9 protein-coding genes are annotated in these 19986 nt (G+C 69.5%); 5 read left to right on the top strand and 4 right to left on the bottom strand.

All coding sequences use genetic code 11. The features are described from left to right. The first annotated feature begins 6 nt into the window (after window positions 1-6). Window positions 7-2667: a hypothetical protein gene (locus OV090_RS12520; RefSeq protein ID WP_267703836.1), complete on the top strand. Its 2661-nt coding sequence runs from the start codon at window positions 7-9 to the stop codon at window positions 2665-2667. After that, window positions 2664-4706 (top strand): hypothetical protein, encoded by a 2043-nt coding sequence (locus OV090_RS12515; RefSeq protein ID WP_267703835.1) that lies wholly within the window; start codon window positions 2664-2666, stop codon window positions 4704-4706. Before OV090_RS12520 ends, OV090_RS12515 begins: the two co-directional genes overlap by 4 nt. A 91-nt stretch (window positions 4707-4797) precedes the next feature. Here OV090_RS12515 and OV090_RS12510 read toward each other — a convergent pair whose 3' ends face one another. From OV090_RS12510 to OV090_RS12495, 4 genes are all read right to left on the bottom strand, one after another. Further along, the gene (locus tag OV090_RS12510) at window positions 4798-5847 is read right to left on the bottom strand and encodes a hypothetical protein (RefSeq protein WP_267703834.1); all 1050 of its coding nucleotides are present in this window, start codon (window positions 5845-5847) and stop codon (window positions 4798-4800) included. Between the two features lie 1080 nt (window positions 5848-6927). Next, window positions 6928-8712 (bottom strand): hypothetical protein, encoded by a 1785-nt coding sequence (locus OV090_RS12505; RefSeq protein ID WP_267703833.1) that lies wholly within the window; start codon window positions 8710-8712, stop codon window positions 6928-6930. Window positions 8713-8753: 41 nt separating this feature from the next. Next, complete coding sequence (locus tag OV090_RS12500; protein ID WP_267703832.1) at window positions 8754-9179, bottom strand: hypothetical protein; 426 nt, start codon at window positions 9177-9179, stop codon at window positions 8754-8756. 15 nt (window positions 9180-9194) lie between these two features. Continuing rightward, complete coding sequence (locus tag OV090_RS12495; RefSeq protein ID WP_267703831.1) at window positions 9195-12287, bottom strand: serine/threonine-protein kinase; 3093 nt, start codon at window positions 12285-12287, stop codon at window positions 9195-9197. Here OV090_RS12495 and OV090_RS12490 point away from each other — a divergent pair. The 3 genes from OV090_RS12490 (at window position 12250) to OV090_RS12480 (ending at window position 19259) form a co-directional block, all read left to right on the top strand. Further along, window positions 12250-12879 (top strand): sigma-70 family RNA polymerase sigma factor, encoded by a 630-nt coding sequence (locus OV090_RS12490; protein ID WP_267707100.1) that lies wholly within the window; start codon window positions 12250-12252, stop codon window positions 12877-12879. The genes OV090_RS12495 and OV090_RS12490 overlap by 38 nt on opposite strands. Before the next feature lie 171 nt (window positions 12880-13050). After that, window positions 13051-18069, top strand: coding sequence for a CHAT domain-containing protein (locus OV090_RS12485; protein WP_267703830.1), 5019 nt, complete (start codon window positions 13051-13053; stop codon window positions 18067-18069). A gap of 260 nt (window positions 18070-18329) precedes the next feature. Beyond that, complete coding sequence (locus tag OV090_RS12480) at window positions 18330-19259, top strand: hypothetical protein (RefSeq protein WP_267703829.1); 930 nt, start codon at window positions 18330-18332, stop codon at window positions 19257-19259. The last annotated feature ends 727 nt before the right edge of the window (window positions 19260-19986 follow it).

The raw sequence follows: 19986 nt of genomic DNA, 5'->3' as shown, positions 1-19986 counted from the left end.
ACCTGCATGAGCAACAAATCGAAGAAGGCCAAGAGCCAACCCCATCCGGCCGCGCGAGCCCATCTCACTGCGACGGCGGCGCCGCTCCCCGTGAACGAACCGACGGCCGACCAGCGCGCGCGCCTCGAGAAGGGCGACGTCCAGGTCGAGGCGCTGTCCGCCGAGCTCGGCCCCGCCGTCGTCGAAGCGCCGCCCGAGCCGCCCGGCCCGACCCTCGAAGCGTGCCTGCGCCGCGTCGAGACCCTGTTGAAGGACGCGCGCACCGTCTTCGAGAGGGCCAAACTCCGCGAGGCCGCCGTGAAGACCGAAGAGGAGCGCCTCGGGGGCGAGAAGCGGGCCCAGGAAGAAGCGCTCAAGCAGTCTCGGCGCGCGGCCGAGGCGCAACTCGAGGCGCGCAAGCAAGAACAGGAGGCCTCCGAGCTCGAACTGCTGCGCCGCGTCGAGGCCTGCGAGCAGCGGGAGCGCACGGTCGACCGCCGCGAGTCCGAGCTCGACGCGCGCGAGGTCGTCCTCGTCGAGAGGTCCGCCGCCCTGACCGAGCGCGAGCTGAACGCCGAGCAAGGCTTCCGCGCCGAGAAGCTGCGGATCCTCGCCACCGTCGAGAAGGAGGCTGCGCGCCTCCGCGACGAGCGCGACGGCCTGGCGCAGGAGATCGCGGCGAAACAGGCCGCCAGCGAGAAGGCCGCGCGCGCTGCCGCGGACGAACGCGCCGCGGCGTGGGCCCAGGACGACGCGCGCCGGAGCCAGGCGGCCGCCGAGGCCCGACGCGCCCTCGACGCGGAGCTCGCCCGCACCCGCGAGAGCGAGCAGGCGAAGCTCCGCAGCGAGCTGCAAGACCGACGTGCTCGCGCCGACGTCGAGCTGCAGAAGTACCAGGATGCGCGCCGCGTCAACCTCGACGCCGAGGCGGCCGCCCTCGATGCGCGAGCCCGGACGCTCGCCGAGAAGGAGCGCCAGTCGAAGAACGCCGAGCGCGACCTGCAGGCCGAGCAGGAGCTCTTCGCCGACGACCGCGCCGCCCTGACGAAGAAGGTCGAGCGCCTGGTCGGCGAGCGCACTGAGAGCCTGCGACACGAAGCCGCCTCGCTCGCGCGGCAGCTCGTGGATGCTCGCGCCCAGCGCGACGCCTACGCCACCGAGCTCGACGCGCGCCGCGAGCTGGATCGGCGCTTCGGCAGCAAGGCCCCCGAACAGATCCTCGCCGACTTGATCGAGCACGAGCGCGAGCGCGACCTGCTCACCCAGCAGCTCCGCGAGCGGCCCGACGCCCGCGCTGGCGAGCGCCTCGTCGCACTCGAGCGCGAGCGCTCGAGCTGGCTCGAGGAGCAGGCGGTCCTGCGCGGCGACCTGGCGAAGGCCATGGGAGAGCTCGCCACCCGTCGACTCGCCGCGATCGAGCTCGAATCGCTACGCAAGGAGAAGGAGGCGCTCCAGGTCCACAAGCAGCTCCTCGACTGCGCGCTCGCCGAGCTCAACACCCGCGTCAAGGAGCTGACCCGGCAGGAGGAGCACCGTAACCCGATGACGGCCCTCACCAGCCTCGACCACGACGAGGCGCTCCAGAACGAGAAGCGGACCACGTCGCCGCTCCGCCAGGCCACGCCGACCCTGCGCGAGTTCGCCGACGACCTGCGGCACCGGATCGCCACCGGCGTCGAGGGACGAACGCTCTACTATGCCGAGCGAGACATCCGCGCCTTCCTCGGCGGCCTGGCCATGACCCGGCTGATGCTCCTGCAGGGGATCTCGGGCACCGGCAAGACCAGCCTCCCGCTCGCCTTCGCCAAGGCCGTCGACGGCGGCTGCGAGGTCATCGAGGTACAGGCCGGCTGGCGCGACCGCCAGGACCTCGTCGGCTACTACAACGCCTTCCACCGCCACTATTACGCGACCAACTTCCTGCAGGCGCTCTATCGGGCCGGTACACCGGCGTACCGCGACCGGCTGTTCCTGATGGTCCTCGACGAGATCAACCTCTCGCGCCCCGAGCAGTTCTTCGCCGACTTCCTGTCCGCGCTCGAGCAGCCGCAGGAGTCCCGGCGGCTCACGCTCGTCAGCGATCCCGTCGCCGACGCCCCGCGGCTGCTGCTCGACGGGCGCCACCTGCCGATCCCGCCCAACGTCTGGTTCATCGGTACCGCCAATCACGACGAGACCACCGCCGAGTTCGCGGACAAGACGTACGACCGCGCCCATGTGATGGAGATGCCGAGAAACACCGGCGCGGCCCGCTTCGAGATCCAAAGCCGCGGCACCCGCACCGCGATCTCCTACAAGGCGCTCACTGAGGTGTTCGAGGCGGCCCGCACCGACCAGGCCGTCGCCGTCGAGCGGGCGAGGACATGGCTGCAGAGCGCGCCGTTCGCCGGCACCATCGAGCAACGGTTCCGGATCGGCTGGGGCAACCGTCTTGAGCAGCAGTTGGCCGCTTACCTCCCGGTGGTCGTCGCGGCCGGCGGCACGATCGGTGAGGCGATCGATCACCTGCTCGTCACCAAAGTCCTGCGCAAGCTCAAGGACCGTCACGACGTCCGGGTCGACGCGCTCGAGCAGTTGCAGGAGCAACTCGTCACCGACTGGCGGAAGCTCGATGCCACGCGGCCCGAGCGCTGCCTCGACCTCCTCGGCAAGGAGATCGCCGCCAAGAAGGTCGAGTCGAACGAGTGACGCGCTTCCGCGATCGCCTCGGCGGCGCCGCGGAGGTGCTGCCACGGCCCGCTCTCTGCGACGCCTGGACCGCCGACAGCCGGCGCTTCGGCGACGAATGGCCCGGCCTCACCGAGGGCGCCGTGCTCGGCCGCTGGCCGGACGAACTCGAGACTGAGGCCGCGACCAGCCTGGCCTGCGCGCTCGGCGACGAAGCCTCCTGGGACGCCCTCGCCGCCGCGCCGGCGGTGGTGCAGAGGATCGCCGAGCGCGCGCGCCTCCAGCCACTCGACTTCGAGCTCCTGCGCCATCTCCCCCATCTCCAGCATGTCTGCCACCGGCCGCGCCTGTACCTCCGTGTCGAGGAGGAGCGCCTGCCGGTCTCGCGTGCTCGTCGGACCCCCGTCCGCGCCGTCGCCGACCTCGTCTCGCACCCCGGCGATTGGGAGCACCGCACGCTGCGCAGCATCCAGCCGTCGCGCGTGCTCGCCCGCCAGATCGACGACGAGTGGGACCTCTACGAGAACCGCGTCGCCGTCCGGCTCGTCGATCACCTCCTCGCGTACGTCGCCAGACGGCTGGCGGAGCTGCTGCAGGTCGAGAAGTCGCTCCGCGCCCACAAGGACAACGTCGAGGAGGGCACGACCTCGTTCCGGCGCGCGCGACGGATCATGAAGCTGTGGGCCGATGCGCTCGACGCGAGGATCGAGGACGACCTGCGCGCGACCCGGCGACGCCTCGAGCACGCACAGCGCGACCTGCAAGCCCTGGTCGACGCGCCCCTGTACCAGCGGGTGCCCCGGCGGGCGAAGGTCGCCCTGGCGTTGATGGCCACCAACATCCTCGTCAACGATACGCACTACCGCAAGGTAGCCGCGCTCTGGCGAGCGTGGGTCAAGTACGGCCACAAGCGGCAGGAGACCCGGGAGCAGCGCGCGGCGCGGCGACAGAGCGAGGCGCTCGCGTGGGACCGCTTCGTGTTCCATCTGGTCGTACGCGCCTTCACCGACCTCTCGTGGTCCGCCGCGCCCGGGCCCGCGGGCTGGACGCTCTCCCGTTCGGGCCACGTCGACGTCGACGTCGCAGTCGACGACAATGGCGTGATCGTCCTACGCGCGGAGCGAGCCACTCTGCGCCTTCTACCGCTCTGCGCCTCCTTCGCGGCGAGCGACGACACCCAGCTCCTCGAGCAGCTCCGCGCGTGGGACCGCCTCGGCGAGCTCGTCGGCGTGTACGTCCAACCTCTGGCCGACCGGACCTTCGCGGGCGACGGAGCTGACGCGGTCCATCTCCCGGTCGGGCTGACCGCTCCAGATCGCGCGAGCGGCTGGAGCTTCGGCGGAAGGGCGACGCTCCTCGGCTGCTCCCCGTGGGGCATCGACAGCGAGGAGCGCTTGGCTCGCCTGCTGAACGGCTGGCTCCACCGCGCGACCGTCCACCGCTATCCGGTGCATGAGAAGCTGCGCGACCTGCCCCACCCGCCGGCCGCCTGGCGATGGGTACGCTTCGATGGCCTCCATCTCGTCGCGCTGCAGGCTCCCGAAGCATACGAGCAGGTCGACGCGCTCGCCTGGTGCGCCAGGCAGCAGGCCGACGTCGAGGCCCAGGTGCAGCTTGCGAAGCTCACGCGGCAGGCCGTCACGGTGGCACCGCTCGACGCGCTCACGACGTTTCGTCGGTTCGTCGAGCAGGACGCGAGCGTCCTAGAGAGCCTCGACGCGTGCCCCGTCTGCAGCGACAAGGGTCGCGTCGAACCGCGACCGGGCAAGCAGCCTGACGGCTCCGACGCGACGTGGTGGGCCAGCTGCGCCACATGCAAGAGCGAGTGGGGCCTCCGACCATGTACGAGCTGCGGGGCTCGGTTCCGGGCGCTGATGCCGGCAGTCGGGCTAGATCTGTCACAGGTCGCAACCAACACCTCCGTGACGGATTGGCCGGACAAGGTGCTCGGACGCGATGCGTGGGCCCAGCCCTGTCGACAAGCCCCTCGACAGTTCCGTTGCCCAAACTGCGGGAAGTGCCAACAGGGGAGCTGTGGCCGGTGCGGGCCGCGTGGCTGACGGTAATTTCTCGTCGCTCGTTCACGGTGCGCATGGCAGCGGAGGAGCTCAATTGCCACCTTGCGGTCGAGCCCGGGTGCACCGAGACGCCTCACCAGACGATCGACTTCCACACCTCGTGGACCCACCGCAGGAGCTCGACGAATGCCTCGCGCGATTCGTCGACCGGCTCCTGCCCGATCGACATCAGCGACACCGACGCGCCGCCCACCCGCCGCGAACGCCTCACCGCGAGCCCGCGCGCGGCCATCGCCGCCTCGATCTTCGGGATCAGATGCTCCGTGGCAGCTCGTGCGTCAACGAGCTTGTACCACGCGCCCGCCTTGATTCGCAGCTTGCGGTCGGCCACCTCAAGATACAGCGTCACGACCGTGTCTTCGTACGGCACTTCGTGATGCGACGACTTGCCGTGCAGGACCACACCGAACGGCTGGATCGAGACCTCCCACAGCGAGCCCGACTGCTTCAACGCCTCCGCCCCCGCGTGATAGCGGTACGCGATCATCACCCGGCCGCGGTACCCGCATTCTGCGAGCGCCGCCTCGTCGGTCCATGCGCGTCGGCGCCGGAGCTCCTCGTGCGCGAGCTCCTCATGCCATGCCAGGGCATCGCCGAGCTTGGGTGCTGCCGCCTCAATGAGTAACTTGAGGCCGACCAGGTCAGCGACCGACCAGCGCGTGACCTCGGGGATCTCACCCTCGAACGGTTCGATGCGGCATGCCTGCGCTGACCCTAGGCACAGGAGGATCATCCGGCGGTGCACCCCGCAGCCTGGCCCCGCCGCCAGCGAAGCCAGTTGCTCGCCCTTCGGGGTGCCGTCGACCTTCACCTCGACGGCCAACTCGCGCTCCTGACCGTCGACGGTCATCGTGACGAACAGGTCCACGATCGAATACTGCCCCTGTTCCACCAGCCGCTGCTCCTTGACGGCCGCGAGCGCCGTGATCCTGTCGGCCTCGATCGTCTCCTTCGCGCGGAGGTTCCACAGCGCTGCCGCGAGGCGCCGCGCCTCTGCCGTCTTCGCCTTGTTGTTGAGCGCCGCCGCGATGATATTTGTGTGCAACTTCTCGGTCGTGTATGTGGTCCGCACCACGGATGGGCTGGCCGTGGCGGCGCGGAGGGACTCGAGTTCGAGATCCAAGGACGACATCATAAGCCCATGACACCACAGATCCGGCTCGGACCGGCGATGATTGCGGAAGACGGCCCGCCGTGAACGCCTGAGCGGACCATCGTGAACGCATCGATCGGCATCGTGAACGCCCGGATCGGGCATCGTGAACGCCGAGATCGGCTGAATGAACGGCCGGATCGGTCATCGTGAACACCCCGCGGTCGTCGCGTGCTACGCGCACGCGACGCGCGGAGAGGCGAGTTCGGCGCTGAACCACCGGTCATCTCGCACGGGAGGCGAGATGGCGACCCAGCGACTGACCATGCGAAAAATCCGAGAATTTCTGCGCCAGAAGCTGGCGCTCGGCCGCAACCGCGCACGGAACCACGATTGGCGAGGTTGAACCAGCCCGTCGCGGCCCCTATGGGCTACGGACGGCGAGTTCAGTGAGCCTTCCATGTCCCACCACCGCGACGTGGCGGCGAGCGTCGGCGTCAGCATCGGCCATCAGCAAGATCGTCGGCGACGTGCACGAGCGCGGGCTGACGCTCGAAGCCGTCGATGGCATGAGCGACGAGGCGCTCGAGCGGGCCTTCTACGGCTCCGTCGAGGCGTCCAGGACGGCGCGGCCGCTGCCGGACTTCCCCGACCCTGCACACCGAGCGCCGACGCCCTGGCGTGACGCTGGCGCTGCTGCACGAGGAGTACTTCGGTCGGCGGTCCGCAACGCTCGCCCGGCTGCTCGAACCCGTCGCCGCAGGTCGAAGCACGATGCCCGGGTCAAGGGTGGCAAGACCCACCCTCCGTAGAAACGAGGCGAGCGGCTTTGCCCGGAAACTGGAGCGTCTCCCCGACGTCTCCACGCACAGGTCGAAGCCCGCGAGTCCTGGGGACTCGCGGGCTCTCAAAACAGGAACGAATTCGTGAACCGGTACGCGGAGTTCAGCGAAATTGCGAGTGCGATCAATGGGTTGAGAAAATCCGCGTTCGATTGCTTCGAGCAGTGAGGTAAGAACGTCTTGAAGATTCCGAGCACTTTCGAGTGCTCGGAATCTTGCGTCTCCGCGACGTCTCCACTGCATGAAGCGCTCTTGAGCTGTCGCGATGTCATCCTCGAGCACCAATTTGGAGCTGATACGGGACCTCGACGACCGCATAGATAAGTTTGGGCGGGGTGCTACTCGCTGTCGATTCGACCAAGGAGGCCAGACTTCGAGCGATGGCTCGGGGACCGCTCGACGCCGCGCTGAACGCCCGCATGGCTCTTCGCGCGGCGCGCAGCAAATAGGGCTCGAACGGCTCTTTCACCGAGATCACGACCAGCAGCGACTCGTGGTAGGTCCCTGGCGAGAGATCCTCCGGCGCGGTGACCATCAACGTGCGCGTGCCCCCATTTTGCGTGATCCCGAGGGTCACTGGGAGCTCCCATAACGCGGCCAAGGCCTCGGTCCAGGGGGTCAGCGCCCGATCGGCCCGTACGCGAAACACGGCGGCATAGAATTCGGCCGGGGCCGTGGTCCGCCTCACGGTCAACCTGATCGTGTCGTCCGGGCGAATCAAAACGTCCTTCCACGAGCTCTTCCCGGAGAGTTGGCTCGACGTGAAGAATCGACTCGCTCCATGCTCGATCGTGAGGTCGACGTCCCTTGCCGCTGTTTTCGGGCTGTCATCGATCCAGCGCTTGAGCGCGTTCCAGCGTCGCAGGCGGTCGAGCTGCTTGACCGCCTGATCTTGCCAGCCGTCGGTCTTGTGCCGCCAAATCTGCGGCTGCGACGGCTCCTGCACGAGGTATTGATGGTCCTTCGCGTCGACGTAGGCGACGATGGGCCCGCCTCCGCTCTGAAGCGCAAGGTTCGCCGTCTTGATGGCATCCTCGAGCGCGGAGTCCGGCGCACCATCCAGCGCCTGCACGAAGCCCAGAGTCCGCGGCCGACGGCGCGCGTAATAGCCATACACCGGCGTCTGGCTCCCGACTCTCACTTGCTCGTCGGTGGCTTCGAGGTCGAGCGTGTATCGGCCCATCCATTCGGGGAACGCCGCCACTCTTCGTCCGGGCTTGGACGGCTGCGCGGCCTCGAAGTCCGCGGTCGTCAGGTCGAAGAGATCGAAGAGGTCGAGATCTGGATCGATACTGTCGCCCGGCGAGGCGTGCAGGACGTAGCGCTGCATCGGATCCTGGACATCCTCGCGATCCACGCGAAAGACATCGCGCGGCAAGCGACTTTCGACCAGGGTAAATGGCCTCCGCTGGCGCGGCCCGTGCAAGATGGGCTGGGAGACCCGGTTATACGAACGGACGTGGCCCCGAACATGGGCGATGACGGACTCCCACCGTGGATAGTCGAACGTCAGGGCCGAGCACAGCCCCAGCGTCAGGTCGGGTGGAACGCCGAGCGCGTGCGTTGCTCTGCCGCCGTCGAAGGCGGCCGCGACAACCACCACCCGCGAGGACAGGCGCTCGTCGGCGGACGGGAGCATGCCCAGGTCCAAGTCGAGGATGCCGCCAGCGTGGCAGCAATCGAGCACGACCGTCAAATTGACCTTCTCCCCCTGAGCCGCCGCCACGCGCTGCAACGCCCGGCTCAACTCGTCCCCCGTGATGACTTCCGTTCGGGTCGGGATGTGGCGCCACTCGGCGTGACCGATGAAATACACCAACACGGCCTCTCCGGCGTGCGCCGGATCGGCCTCGAGTCGCTCGGCGAGCGCAGCCAGCGCGCGCATGATGGTCCGCTTGCTCGGATCGGCCTTGTACCGCTCGACGCTCCAGGGGGCGGCGCCTGGTCTGGAGAGGCCTGTGAGCAGCTTCGCTACTGCGGTGAGGCCGGCTTCCACCGGCCACTTGTTCCGGGCAGGGCCCGTGACTCCGCCGAGCAACAGTGCAATCGCCATCGTCCACTCCTATCGATCTATCGATTGCCGAGAGATTCAGCCTATGCGGTCGGCGGGGCGACACGGCCGTCTCCGCCGCCGCCTTTCTGCTTGATCTTGATGTTACGGGTCCCCGAGAACGACCCGGTCGCGTTACTCCCGCTCACCGTCAGGGTGAACGTCTCGGACCACGTGAACTTGCCGCTCGGCGACTCGAACAGCCTGCCGTTCGCGCTCCAGCCCACGGGCGATTCGCCATAGACCTGGGACGACACGGCGGTCACAGAGACGGTGCCCGCCGTGTCCGGCACGAAGATCGCCACGAACTGGTCGGCAGGAAGGGGATTCGGCGGGGCCGTCAGGGCATAACGCCCGAGCGTGAGCACCTGGGTCGTCGAGTCGGTCGATGCGTCCGCATCCAGGCAGCCGATGATAATCTCGGTGCCGTTGAAGCCAAGAGTCAGGGTGAATGGAGCAGGATGTGCCACGTTTTCTCCTCGGTATCAATTGTCAGGACAGTGATCGTCGATCCACCGTTTCAGCTGCCGGGGATCCGGGATGTTGCTCGCCGCGAGCCGCTCGACGTCGTCGCGGCGCAGCCCGGCGCGGCAATAGGCGCGCGCGAGCGTCATGTCGACCTCGGCGCGGAGCCTCGCGTCGTCACCCGGCTTCATCGCCGTGAGGGCGCGCTCGCTCGGGGCGATGGCGTCACGCGGCCGACCGAGCTTCAGCAGCGCCAGGCCGTGCTGCACGTCGCGCTGCACGGTCAGGATATCCTGCTCGGGGCGCGCGTTGTCGACGTCGAGCGACGCCAGCAGCTCGTCGGTATGCCCCGCGTGCAGGAGCTGCCACCCGAGCTCCACCGCGACGGCTGGCCGCTCCGCGGGGGGCAGCGCGTCCGAGGCCGCGACCTCCCGCAGGATCTCAAGGGCCTCGGGGTGCCGCTTGAGCTCACCGAGGCTCTGCGCCAGCAACCTGCGCGCATCCAGGCAGCGCCCGTCGTCGGCGTTGGCGCACCAGCTCGCCGCAGTGCGGGCGTGGCCGACCGCGGCGCTCCAGGATTGCCGGTCGAAGGCGACCGTCGCCAGCGCGAGATGAATGTCGGCGATCTGCGAATGCCCGGAGCCGAAATAGGGCTGCGCGAGCTCGAGGGACCGCACGAACGCCGCCTCCGCGGTCGCTTGATCGCCGAGCTCGAGCGCGACCGAGCCGAGATTGAAGTGCGGCTTCCACAGCTTGGGATGATCGGGCCCGTACAGCTCGGCGAACGCATCGATCGTGCGGAGCACAGTCGCCCTCGACTCCTCGAGCAGTCCCTGCTCGGCCAGCGCGTGTCCGAGGTTCAGCAGGGTCAAGGTCCGTACGCCCGCACCGTCGCCCGACTCGGCGGTGAGCGCGAGCGACTCACGATAATCCTGCTCGGCCGCCGCGAACTGGCCTCGCCGCTCCTGAAGGTAGATTCCGCGGTCGGACAGGGCCTGCGCTCGGCGGTGGTTGTCACCGGCGATCCGCCCCAGCTTTGCGAACGCGTAGCGCGACCAATCATCGCCGATCTGCGCGTCGAGCTGATCGTTCAGGGCCACCAATTTGGTCATTCCGGTCGCCACGTCGAAGGCGAGGCCGTCGCAGCCGGCCGACTCGGCGATCTCGAACGCGGCGATGAATTCGGCCTGCGCTTCCGCGGGGCGCACGAGCTCGGCAAGGATCGTCGCGTGGAGATGGCGTGCCTCGGCCCGCAGCGGCGCGACGCCGTGGGCCTCGGCCTCGGCGACGATACGCACCGACGCGGCCGCGGTCTCGGCCAGGCGGCCGCTCACATTGGTTTGGCGGACCTCGTCGAGCGCGGCTTGCAGCGCCTCGCTCGCGGGATCGGTCGGCAGCGCGGTGCACGACTCGGCGAGCAGCACGTGATGGCTGCAGTCCTCGATTTGCGGCAATGATGCCAGTCGATCCACCGCCCCGTCGAGCGAGCTGCGATCGACCTCCAGAAGCCCCTGAATCGCCGCGGTGAGGGTGTCCCGACGCTGATCGAGGCAGACCAGACTGCGCGCGCGCAGGGCCGGGTCGTTTCCCATGGCCTCTGGATCGCAGGCCTGACGACGGGCCTCACCGTACGCCTCCGTCTGGCGCTCTATCAGCCGTGCAACCGCTGCGAAGCGAGCCCCGGCCGATGGATGGCCGGTGGCGAGAAATACTTGTTCGATCGCCGGCGCGCGCTGCTCCCACGCGAGCCGAGCGTCGTCGGCGTGCTCCAGACACGCGTTGCGACCCGGCCCCGCAAATACGAAGCCGAGTCCGAGACCTCCGGCCATGGCGAGCGAGAGGCCCCACGTCGACCAGCGATGGGTCGGCGGCGCCAGGTCGGCGAGCAGCGCCTGGATGTTCGGGTACCGCTCGGCGGGATCGCGTCGCAGCCCGCGAGCGAGCACCCGGAAGATCCGCTGCGGCACTCGGCTCCTCGGCGGCGCTCGCAGCGGTGCGCTCAGCATGGCATCAAGGTACGCGGGCGGGCTCATCGACGCCTGCGAGCCGCAGAACGGACGCTCACGATAGAACGCCTCGTAGAGTGCGACACAGAAGCTGAATTGATCGCTGGCGGCGGTCGCCGTGCCCCCGAGGATCTGCTCCGGAGACATGTATCCCGGCGTCCCGGCGCGGGTACCCGCGAGCGTCGGGGATGCGCCCGCCAGCGCGACGAGCGGATCTTTCGCATCGGGCTCGGTGCTCGCTATCTCGCCGTCGACGGTCCCGCGAGCCAAGCCAAAGTCGGTCACACGAACGCGGTCATCGTCGCCGAGCAGCACGTTGGCTGGCTTGAAATCGCGGTGGACGATGCCGACGGCGTGCGCCGCCGCCAGGCCGCGGCCGGCCTCGACGAAGACGCGGACGATCTCCCGCCACTCGCGCGGCTTCGCCTCGAGCCAGGCCTTCAGCGAGCAACCGACCACCAGTTCCATGGCGATGAAGACGCGCCCCTCCCACAGCCCGACCTCGTGGATCTGGACCACGTTGGGATGCGACAGGCGGGCCATCACCTGCGCCTCGCGCAGCAGGCGGGCCTCGCCGTGCCTCGCCGGCGCGGTGACGTCGTGCTTCACCAGCTTGAGCGCGATCCGGCGATTGAGGCGGGGGTCGAACGCCGCGCGGACCTCTCCCATTCCGCCGACGCCGAGCTTCTCGAGCACGACGAAGCGATCGACGCGCTCGGGCTCGACGCTCACGCCGAACAGTTCGGCGCGGAGGCTGGCCATTCGCGCGCGTGCGTCGAGGTCGAGCCCCGGGGCGGCCCAATCGGCGGGGGTCGTCGCGTCGAACCCCGGGTCCGGCGCCGACGACGATTGCCAACCGGAACGCGGCTCGTCCATCACCTCTCCTTTCGGCGTTCGGTGCGGGACTGTCCCCCCGCGTTCGCTCGCGATCCGCATTCTCTCAGAAAGTGATCCGACCCGACGTATCCGTTCACTCGCTCCGCAGGCTCTGCGAAGGAAGGGGGTGGTGATGCGGGCGCGCGTTCGGGCGCACGGCCGGCGGGCGATGAAACGTGATACCGTGCTCGCCATGGTGGTTTCGTCCGAAAGCGATGGAGCGTTGTTCACCGCCTGGCGAGCCGGAGACCGCAGCTCCGGGGACCGTCTGTTCGTTCGTCATTTTCCGACCTTGGACCGGTTTTTCCGCAACAAGGTCGCCGCCGATCAGATTCGCGACCTCGTGCATCGCACCTTCCTGGTTTGCCTCGAGCGCCCCGAAAACTTGCGCCAGGCCGCGAATTTCCGCGCCTACCTCCTCGGGATCGCCCACAACATCTTGCGCGAGCACTACCGGGCCGGGCGACGCGACGACCACGACGACGTCGAGGCCTGCTCGGCGGTCGAACTCGGCGCGGGGCCCAGCACTCTGCTCGGCGCACGCGAGGAGGAGCGGCTGTTGCTTGAGGCGCTGCGCAGCGTGCCGCTCGAGTGTCAGGTGATCCTTGAGCTCTATTATTGGGAGGATCTCTCGGGCCCGCAGCTCGCGGAAGTCCTCGGCGTCCCCGAGGACACCGCGCGCAGCCGCCTGCGCCGGGCGCGGATCCGCGTCGGCGAGGTCCTCGAGCGTCTTGCCCGCTCGCGCGAGCTACTCGACAGCACCCGCACCAACCTCGAGGTCTGGGCCCGTTCGGTCCGCCCGCAGCGCTCGCCTGCGACGTGAAGGGCGGCTCGGACCGCGAACGGCCAGCCGCCGCGCGGCCTCGCGCGCTGAAACGGCCCGAGATTTCGCCCGGATGCATGCACGGGTTCTTCGTCCGCCGTCACTTTTGATCGTGAGCGGCGAGGCGGGCGCAGGCCGGCGCGACCAGCACGTCCGCGCCGGAGACCCATCATGAGCTCGCCATCCATCGACCTCGCCTATTGCACGCTCGATGCATACCTCGACATCCTCCCCACCCTCGAAGGTCTGGCCGACGTCCTCGACGACGAGCCCGACGCGCTCGAGCTCGACGCGTTCGTCGGCGAGGCGCCGGATCGCCGCGACGGGCTCGCCGACGCCGTCGTCCTGAGCGTCGAGGATCGCGGCGAGCGCCAGTTCGTCGTCCGCGGCGGCGGCGACGAGGTCCACTTCCGCTTCTGGCGCGGCCCACGGCGGACCGCCGACGGCCGCACGTACGACGACCCCTACAACCTCGACGCCTACGAGGGTGCCCGCTCCGGCCTCGTCGGCGAGCGCGAGCTCGCGGAGCTCGGCTACAGCGCGAGCGAGCGGAAGATCTTCGCGGAGAACGGCGACAAGGAGTCGCGGGGCAAGTTCGGCGCCGTCAACACCTGGGACCGACAGCTCGTGTCATGGGGGGTCGCGCAATTCGCCGGGCGCGCCGGGACGCTGGCCTCGCTGCTGGCCCACCTGCGGCGTCGACAGCCGCAGCTCTTCGCGCGGTGGTTCCAGGCCAACGGAGTCGACGTCGCCAGCGGTGACTATCCGGCGCTGAAGGCCGGCGGTTACGTCACCCGGCGCGGCGTCCACGTGTTGATCCGCACCGGCGAGCTCGAGCTCCGCGGCGATCGTGCGTGGGCCTTCCTCCGTACGCAGCCGCGGCTGCTCGGCCTGTTGATGCTGGCCGGTAACGTCCCCGAGATCCAGGGCGAGCAGTGCCGCTTCTGGCTCGAGCGCTTCTTGCGACCCGCGTTGCGCGTGCGCGTGCGCGGGGTAGCGATCGGCGCGCTCGTCACCTCCGAGTACGGGGCGGGGATCCTCGCGCGCCTCTACAACATGGCACCGACCTTCGTGCGGACGTGGTCGGAGGCGATCTTCACCGAGCTCGAGGTCGCCACGCCCGGGCGCGACCTCGCCGATCCGTCGCAGTGGACCGCCGCGCTCGAGGCGGAGTTTCTGCGGCGCATCGGCGATCGCCGACGCATCCTCCGCGGTAAGGACTACGGCGATTACGGCGCGAGCTTATCGCGCGAGCGCGGCAGCTTCGACGGCCCCGCACATGGCGACGTCGATGCAATCGCGTCGCCCCGTCGCGACACCCGGAGTAAGCCCGATATCGACGTGACGCACCTGAGCCCGACCGAGAAGCGCAAGCGCACGCGGCAGTGGACGCAGATCACCGGCATCACCCTGCACCAGACGGCGGTCCATGGCTTCCCGAGCAAGGTGTGGCCGCGCGTCACGGCCCACCTCGGCGTCCACTCTGACGGTCGGGTGTACTGGATTCACCCGCTCCAGGCCTATCTGTGGGCCTCCAACGGCTTCAATGCCAGCACCGTGGCGATCGAGGTCGCCGGCAATTTCCGCCGCGAGGAGGGCAGCGCGGGCACCTACTGGAAGAAGGGCCGCGGACCCAGCGAATTGACGCCGACGATGGTCGAGGGGCTGCGACGCGCGATCCGCTTCGTCTGCGCCGAGGTCGAGCACCACGGCGGCAAGATCACCCGCGTCCATGCGCACCGCCAGGCCAGCATCAATCGACCGGCCTGCCCCGGCGAGGCGATCTGGCGCGCAGGCGGGCTGTGGGCCCAGCGCGAGCTCGGGCTCGACGACGGCGGCGATGGCTTCAAGATCGGCTCCGGTCTGCCCATCCCGCGCGCGTGGGACGAGCGCCGCGGCGCGAGCAAGCGCGGCGACGCCGTGCCGGAGCCGACCTGGGACGGTGACGAGCAGGACGCAGAATTCCCCGACGAAGATACCGCCATCGAGGCGGCGATGACCCACCGCGGCGTCGTTCTTCGCCACGTCCCGCGCGGCGTCTCATGGACGATGACCGCCGCGACTGGCGACGTATCGACGCCCCGACGGCGCACCTCCCTGCACGAGGCAGAGCCCGACCTGGTCGCGGAGGCGCTGGTGCGCGACGAACTGCGGCTCGTCGCAGAGATCGTGCTGACGCCCGAGCCGAGGAGCGAGGTCCGCCGCAGCGGGCCGGCCGAGGCGGAGGCGCTGAGCTTCGACGTCCCCTTACGCGACGACGAGGGTGCTGTCGCGCTGATCGAGCGCGATGGCGCCTATCACTGGCTGATCGCCGCCGAAGATCCACGTCACGGGCTGCAGCGCTTCCATTTGCCACCCGCCGATCTGCCGACGGCGGGCGGCGTCCGTCGCGGACTCAGCGGGTGGTGGGGGCGGGTCAAGCTCCGCGTGTTCCGCTTCGTCGCCGCGCGCGCCGCCCGGCTGGCGATCGGCGTGTTCGAGGGCCGACGACGCGAGGGATTCGTCGAATTGCAAGGACCCCATCTCAACGACTGGGTCCCGGTCGAACGCCCGTCTCCGGCGAAGCGGCTGCTGCTCCTTCTCCACGGCACGTTCAGCTCGACGGTCGGCTGCTTCGGCGCGCTGTCGCTGGCGCACGGTCATGAGCTGGTGACCCGGGCCCGTGAGCGGTCGTACTGCGTCGTCGGCTTCGATCATCACACCCTCGGCAAGACGCCGGCAGAGAACGCCAGGCAGATCGCCGACGCATTGACGGCCGCCGGCCCCGACGACGCGACGATCGAGATCGTGTGTCACAGCCGCGGCGGACTGGTCGCTCGCAGCCTCGCGCACGAGCTCGCGCGCCGCGGCCGACGACCGATCCGCAGCGTCGTGTGCGTCGCCACCACCGAGGACGGGACGAAGATGGCCGACCCGACCCGCTGGCACGAGCTCGCCGACGTGATGACCAACCTCGCCGCGGCCAGCGGGCTCGCCTGGACCGCGCTCGGCGGCGCCGCCCTGGCCACGGTCGCGGTGCAGGCGATCGTCGGCGGCGTGGCGTCCCTTATCAAGTGGCTGGCGCAAGGCGCCCTCGACGGCGAGACCGTGCCCGGCCTGGCGGCCATGACCCCCGGCGACGAACTGCGGCGGGATTATCCGCCGTGGGACGCCGCGCTGTGCCCCCGTCGTCTCGCGGTGTTCTCCAACTTCTCCGCGGGCTCGGGGCTGGGCGAGGCCCTACGCGCGCCGCTGCTGTGGGCGGTCGATCGCGTCGTCGATCGCCTGTTCGGCCAGGCCGGCAACGACCTCGTGGTCGACAACGACTCGACTCGCTTCGGCGCGGGCGACGGCGTCGAGCTGCACGAGATCGCGGGCGGAGCGATTCACCACATCGGCTTCTTCGCCGCGCCCGAGGTCGCGAGCAAGCTGGTCACCTGGCTCGGCCTCGACGCTGCGCCGACGGACGTCGCCGAGCTCGTCGAGCCGCTCGCTCAGGAGTTCGCGCTCCTGCACGGGTTGAAGGCGCTGGATGGCTCGCAGAAGTCGAAGCTGTCGGCGCTCGCGCTGCAGATCGGGCTCTCGCAGAAGTCGATGGCGCCGGCGCTCATGCGAGGGATCGATCTGCCGGAGGCGCTGAAAGCGTCGGCGCCATCGCTCGCGGGCGAGCTCGCGACGCCGACGGTCGCCGCCGCGGAGCCGCGGACCCCGGCGCTCTCGGAGCTGTGGATGCACTCGCACGCGGCCGCCGCCGTGCGACCAGGCGAGCTGTTCTGGGTGTTCGTCGATCTCGCGCCCGAGCTCGCCACCCTGGGCGTCGCTCCCGGCGCGAAGGGCCGCATCGAGCACGACGAGCTCGTGGAGGTCGAGCTCGTCGCGCGCCGGAACGCCGAGGTCGGTGCCGCCGCGCGGGTGACGGTGCGAGCGCCGGACCCGGGCGTCTCCGTGCGCCTCGGTCTCAGCGCTCGCGCGCTCGCTCTCGGCGTGGTCCAGCTGCGCGTCGTCGTGCGGCAGCGCGACGTCGTCGTCATGCACACCGAGGTCGAGCTCGAGGCGCAGGCCGACGCCATCGACGCGCCCCTGCTCACGACCGAGGCGAGCAACCGCGCCCTGGTGGGCCAGGGCGGCAGGCTGCCGGATCATCAGCTCGAGATCATCACCCTGTACGAGCCGGGGGGCGCGATCCGTCTGCGCTACAACCTGATCTCGCCCGCGAACGACCTGCGCGTCCCGTTCGAGACCGGGCGGATCGCCACGGACCTGGCCCGCTTCGTCGACAACCTGTTCGCCCGCATCGAACGGGAGTGGGACAAGGCCGAGCGCAACCCCGCGAAGTTCGAGCGGATCTTGCCGACGATCGGGTCGATGCTGTTCACCCAGCTGATGCCGCCGCCGCTGCGCGAGCTGCTGTGGAAGCACCGCGACGGACTTGCGGGCCTGCAGATCGTCTCCGACGAGCAGTTCATCCCGTGGGAGCTGGTGTATCTGACCCAGGCCGACGGACAGATCGTCGACGGTTCGCGCTTCCTCGCCGAGCTCGGCCTCGTCCGCTCGCTGTGGGACGCGACGCTGGCCGCCAAGATCCGCGTGCGCAACGCCTACGTGGTCGCCCCGGACTACCCGCCGCCGAGCGCGCTGCGGGCTTCGCCCGCCGAACAGGCGACGCTGCAGGCCCTGTTCGCGGCTCGTCTGCTCGAGCCCGGCGCGCAGGATGTCCTCGACCTCGTGCAGCGCGGCGGCAGCTTCGACCTGCTGCACTTCATCTGCCACGGCGAGCTGACCGACGGCGACGCCGAATTGCTGCTCGGCGCGGTCCGTGACGGCTTGTGGGCCGAGGATAACCTCGCGTCCGGCGAGGTCGCGGCTTACGGCTCGATGCGCGGCCCCGACGGCGAGCGGCCGCTGGTGTTCATCAACGCCTGTACCGTCGGGCGCGGCCAGCAGCTGCTCACTTCGATGGGCGGTTGGGCCTCCGCCTTCCTGTCGCGAGGTGCAGGCGCCGTAGTCGCGCCGCTGTGGGCCGTCGGCGACGACGCGGCGCGGCACTTCGCCCGGGCGTTCTACGAGACGCTGCACCGCGGAGGTGACTTCGCCGAGGCCGTGGCGCAGGCGAGGGCCGCGGCGCGGCGACGCAATGACCCGACCTGGCTGGCCTACGCCGTCTACGCCGACCCTCACGGCCGCTTGCATCTTCAACCCTCGCAATCGTGAGCGGTCGTCAGCGACGCCACCGCTTGATGGTGGGCCTGCACGAGGCGGTGGAAGCGAGTTTCCGACGCCTGGCAAGCAGGTCCAGCCCCGCGCCCGCGAGAGCTCGCGGATGACCGCAGTGGCGTGACGGCAATCATTGCCACGCCGTGGTCGAACATCCGACCACGGCGTGGAGCGGAAGCGATCACGCGTGTGGGCGACTTTGCTCGACATCTCCCTTAGCGATTTACATCTGCAGCGCCACAAGGAGCAGGACGATCATGACAACGAAACTTTCCCCACCACCCTCCACGCAGCCATCGCGGCGCCGGGCGCTGACCGGGCTCGCGCTGGTCCTGGCCGCGCTCGTCGGCTGCAAGCCGCCGGTGAACAGCGTGGCCCCGAAGCCGACCCTGTATACGCTCGGCGACAACGGCCACGTCGTCACCTACGACGCGCGCCAACGCGGCGCTTATATCGTGCAGCCCGGTGAGGGCGCCAAGGCGCTGAAGATCTGCGCCGAGCCGCCGCCCGACGTCGCCGCGAACGAGAGCGCCGAATCCAGCATCAAGGCGAACCTCGAGCTCATGGTCCAATATTCGGCGCTGCAGGTCGGCGGCAAGGGCGGCGGGGAATCGCTCACCAAAGGTACGAGCGAGATCGCCGACGCCGCGACCCGGACGGAGCTCGTCCTCGGGATGCGGGACATGCTTTATCGAGTCTGTGAGATGAACGCCAACCAGGTGCTCACCAACGAGCAGGCGGCAAAGATCTTCGCGGACGCGATGCGCACGACGCGGATGCTCGGCCAGCGGGACAACGTCGGCAAGCTGGTCGAGGTGCTACGCGTCATGCTCGAGAGCGCCGACAAGGAAGGCGTCAAGGACATCAGCCAGCAGCTCATCACGGATGCCTTCAAAACCATCCAGCTCCTCGCCGCTGTCGACTTCGTCAACAGATCCGAGGCCGAGATCGATCGCATGGTCCTTCAGTCATTCATCTTGAGTAATACCGTCAGCGCCGAGGAAGTGACGCGTGCCAGGGCGGCATTCGAGGCCCTGCGGAAAGACAAGGTGGACGAGATCAAGCGCCTCGAGGCACCGGCGGGTCCGAAAGAGGACAAGTCCACCAAGGAAAAACGCGAGGGCAAGATCAAGTCTCTCCAGTCAGACATCGAGGGCCTCGACAAGGCCCTCGAGACGCTGCGCTGAGCTCAGCTCGGTCCACCCTACGGGCCCAAAGGCGCAATCTCGGGCGCGAAGTGGGCGCGAGCGTCTTCGATGGCCTGTGCGGCCTGATCGGCGAGCGCCGGGAAGCGCTCGCGGTAGGCGGCGAGCGCCGCGGTCAGCTGGCCGCGGCGGATCAGCGCCAGCAGGTCGTCCGGCAGGCGCGGACGCTTGCGATCGCGGCCGTAGAGCGCGTCGTACTCGGCCGTGCGCGCGGTGATGTCCCGGGTCCGCGCGCGGCGATTCTCTTGCGTGTGACGCTGCCGCGGCGGCGTCCCCGGCGGCGACTCGCCGCTCGAGCGACGGAATCGCTGCCTCGCCGATGCAGTGCAGCTGCGACCCCGCGGAGTTTACCGCCCGGTTCTGCGCCGCCACCAGCTCGCGGATCCACGCGGCGAGCCCGGCGAAGTCGCCGGCGTCGAGCAGCTCGCGCGTGCCCGCGGCCGTCGTCCAGCTGTCGAAGGGCCGTTGGCGCGGATCACCGCTCCGACCCGCTCCGCCCACTCGGGTTCGGGCAGCGGATCGGTATCCTCCAGCTCGGTCCACGACAGGGACATGCCGCCGAAGCTGCCCGACCGGCGGCGGGCGTTCCACTTGAGCCACTCGCTTCGCTTGCGCAGGAAACGCTCGGGGGACTGCGTGCAGAGGATCGAGCGTGCGCCGACCGACGAGCGTGGCCAGCAGCGCCACGCTGGACGCGTCCGGGTCGCCG

Source organism: Nannocystis sp. RBIL2, from assembly GCF_026626745.1.
In the GTDB taxonomy this organism is placed as follows: Bacteria; Myxococcota_A; Polyangia; order Nannocystales; family Nannocystaceae; genus Nannocystis.
The sequence above is the reverse complement of the archived record's forward strand: the minus strand, read 5'-3'. Positions and strand labels throughout refer to the sequence as shown.

Coding starts and splice junctions, on each gene's coding strand:
- OV090_RS12520 (WP_267703836.1), top strand. CDS start 7: ATGAGCAACAAATCGAAGAAGGCCAAGAGCCAACCCCATCCGGCCGCG.
- OV090_RS12505 (WP_267703833.1), bottom strand. CDS start 8,712: ATGGCGATTGCACTGTTGCTCGGCGGAGTCACGGGCCCTGCCCGGAAC.
- OV090_RS12490 (WP_267707100.1), top strand. CDS start 12,250: ATGGTGGTTTCGTCCGAAAGCGATGGAGCGTTGTTCACCGCCTGGCGA.
- OV090_RS12485 (WP_267703830.1), top strand. CDS start 13,051: ATGAGCTCGCCATCCATCGACCTCGCCTATTGCACGCTCGATGCATAC.
- OV090_RS12480 (WP_267703829.1), top strand. CDS start 18,330: ATGACAACGAAACTTTCCCCACCACCCTCCACGCAGCCATCGCGGCGC.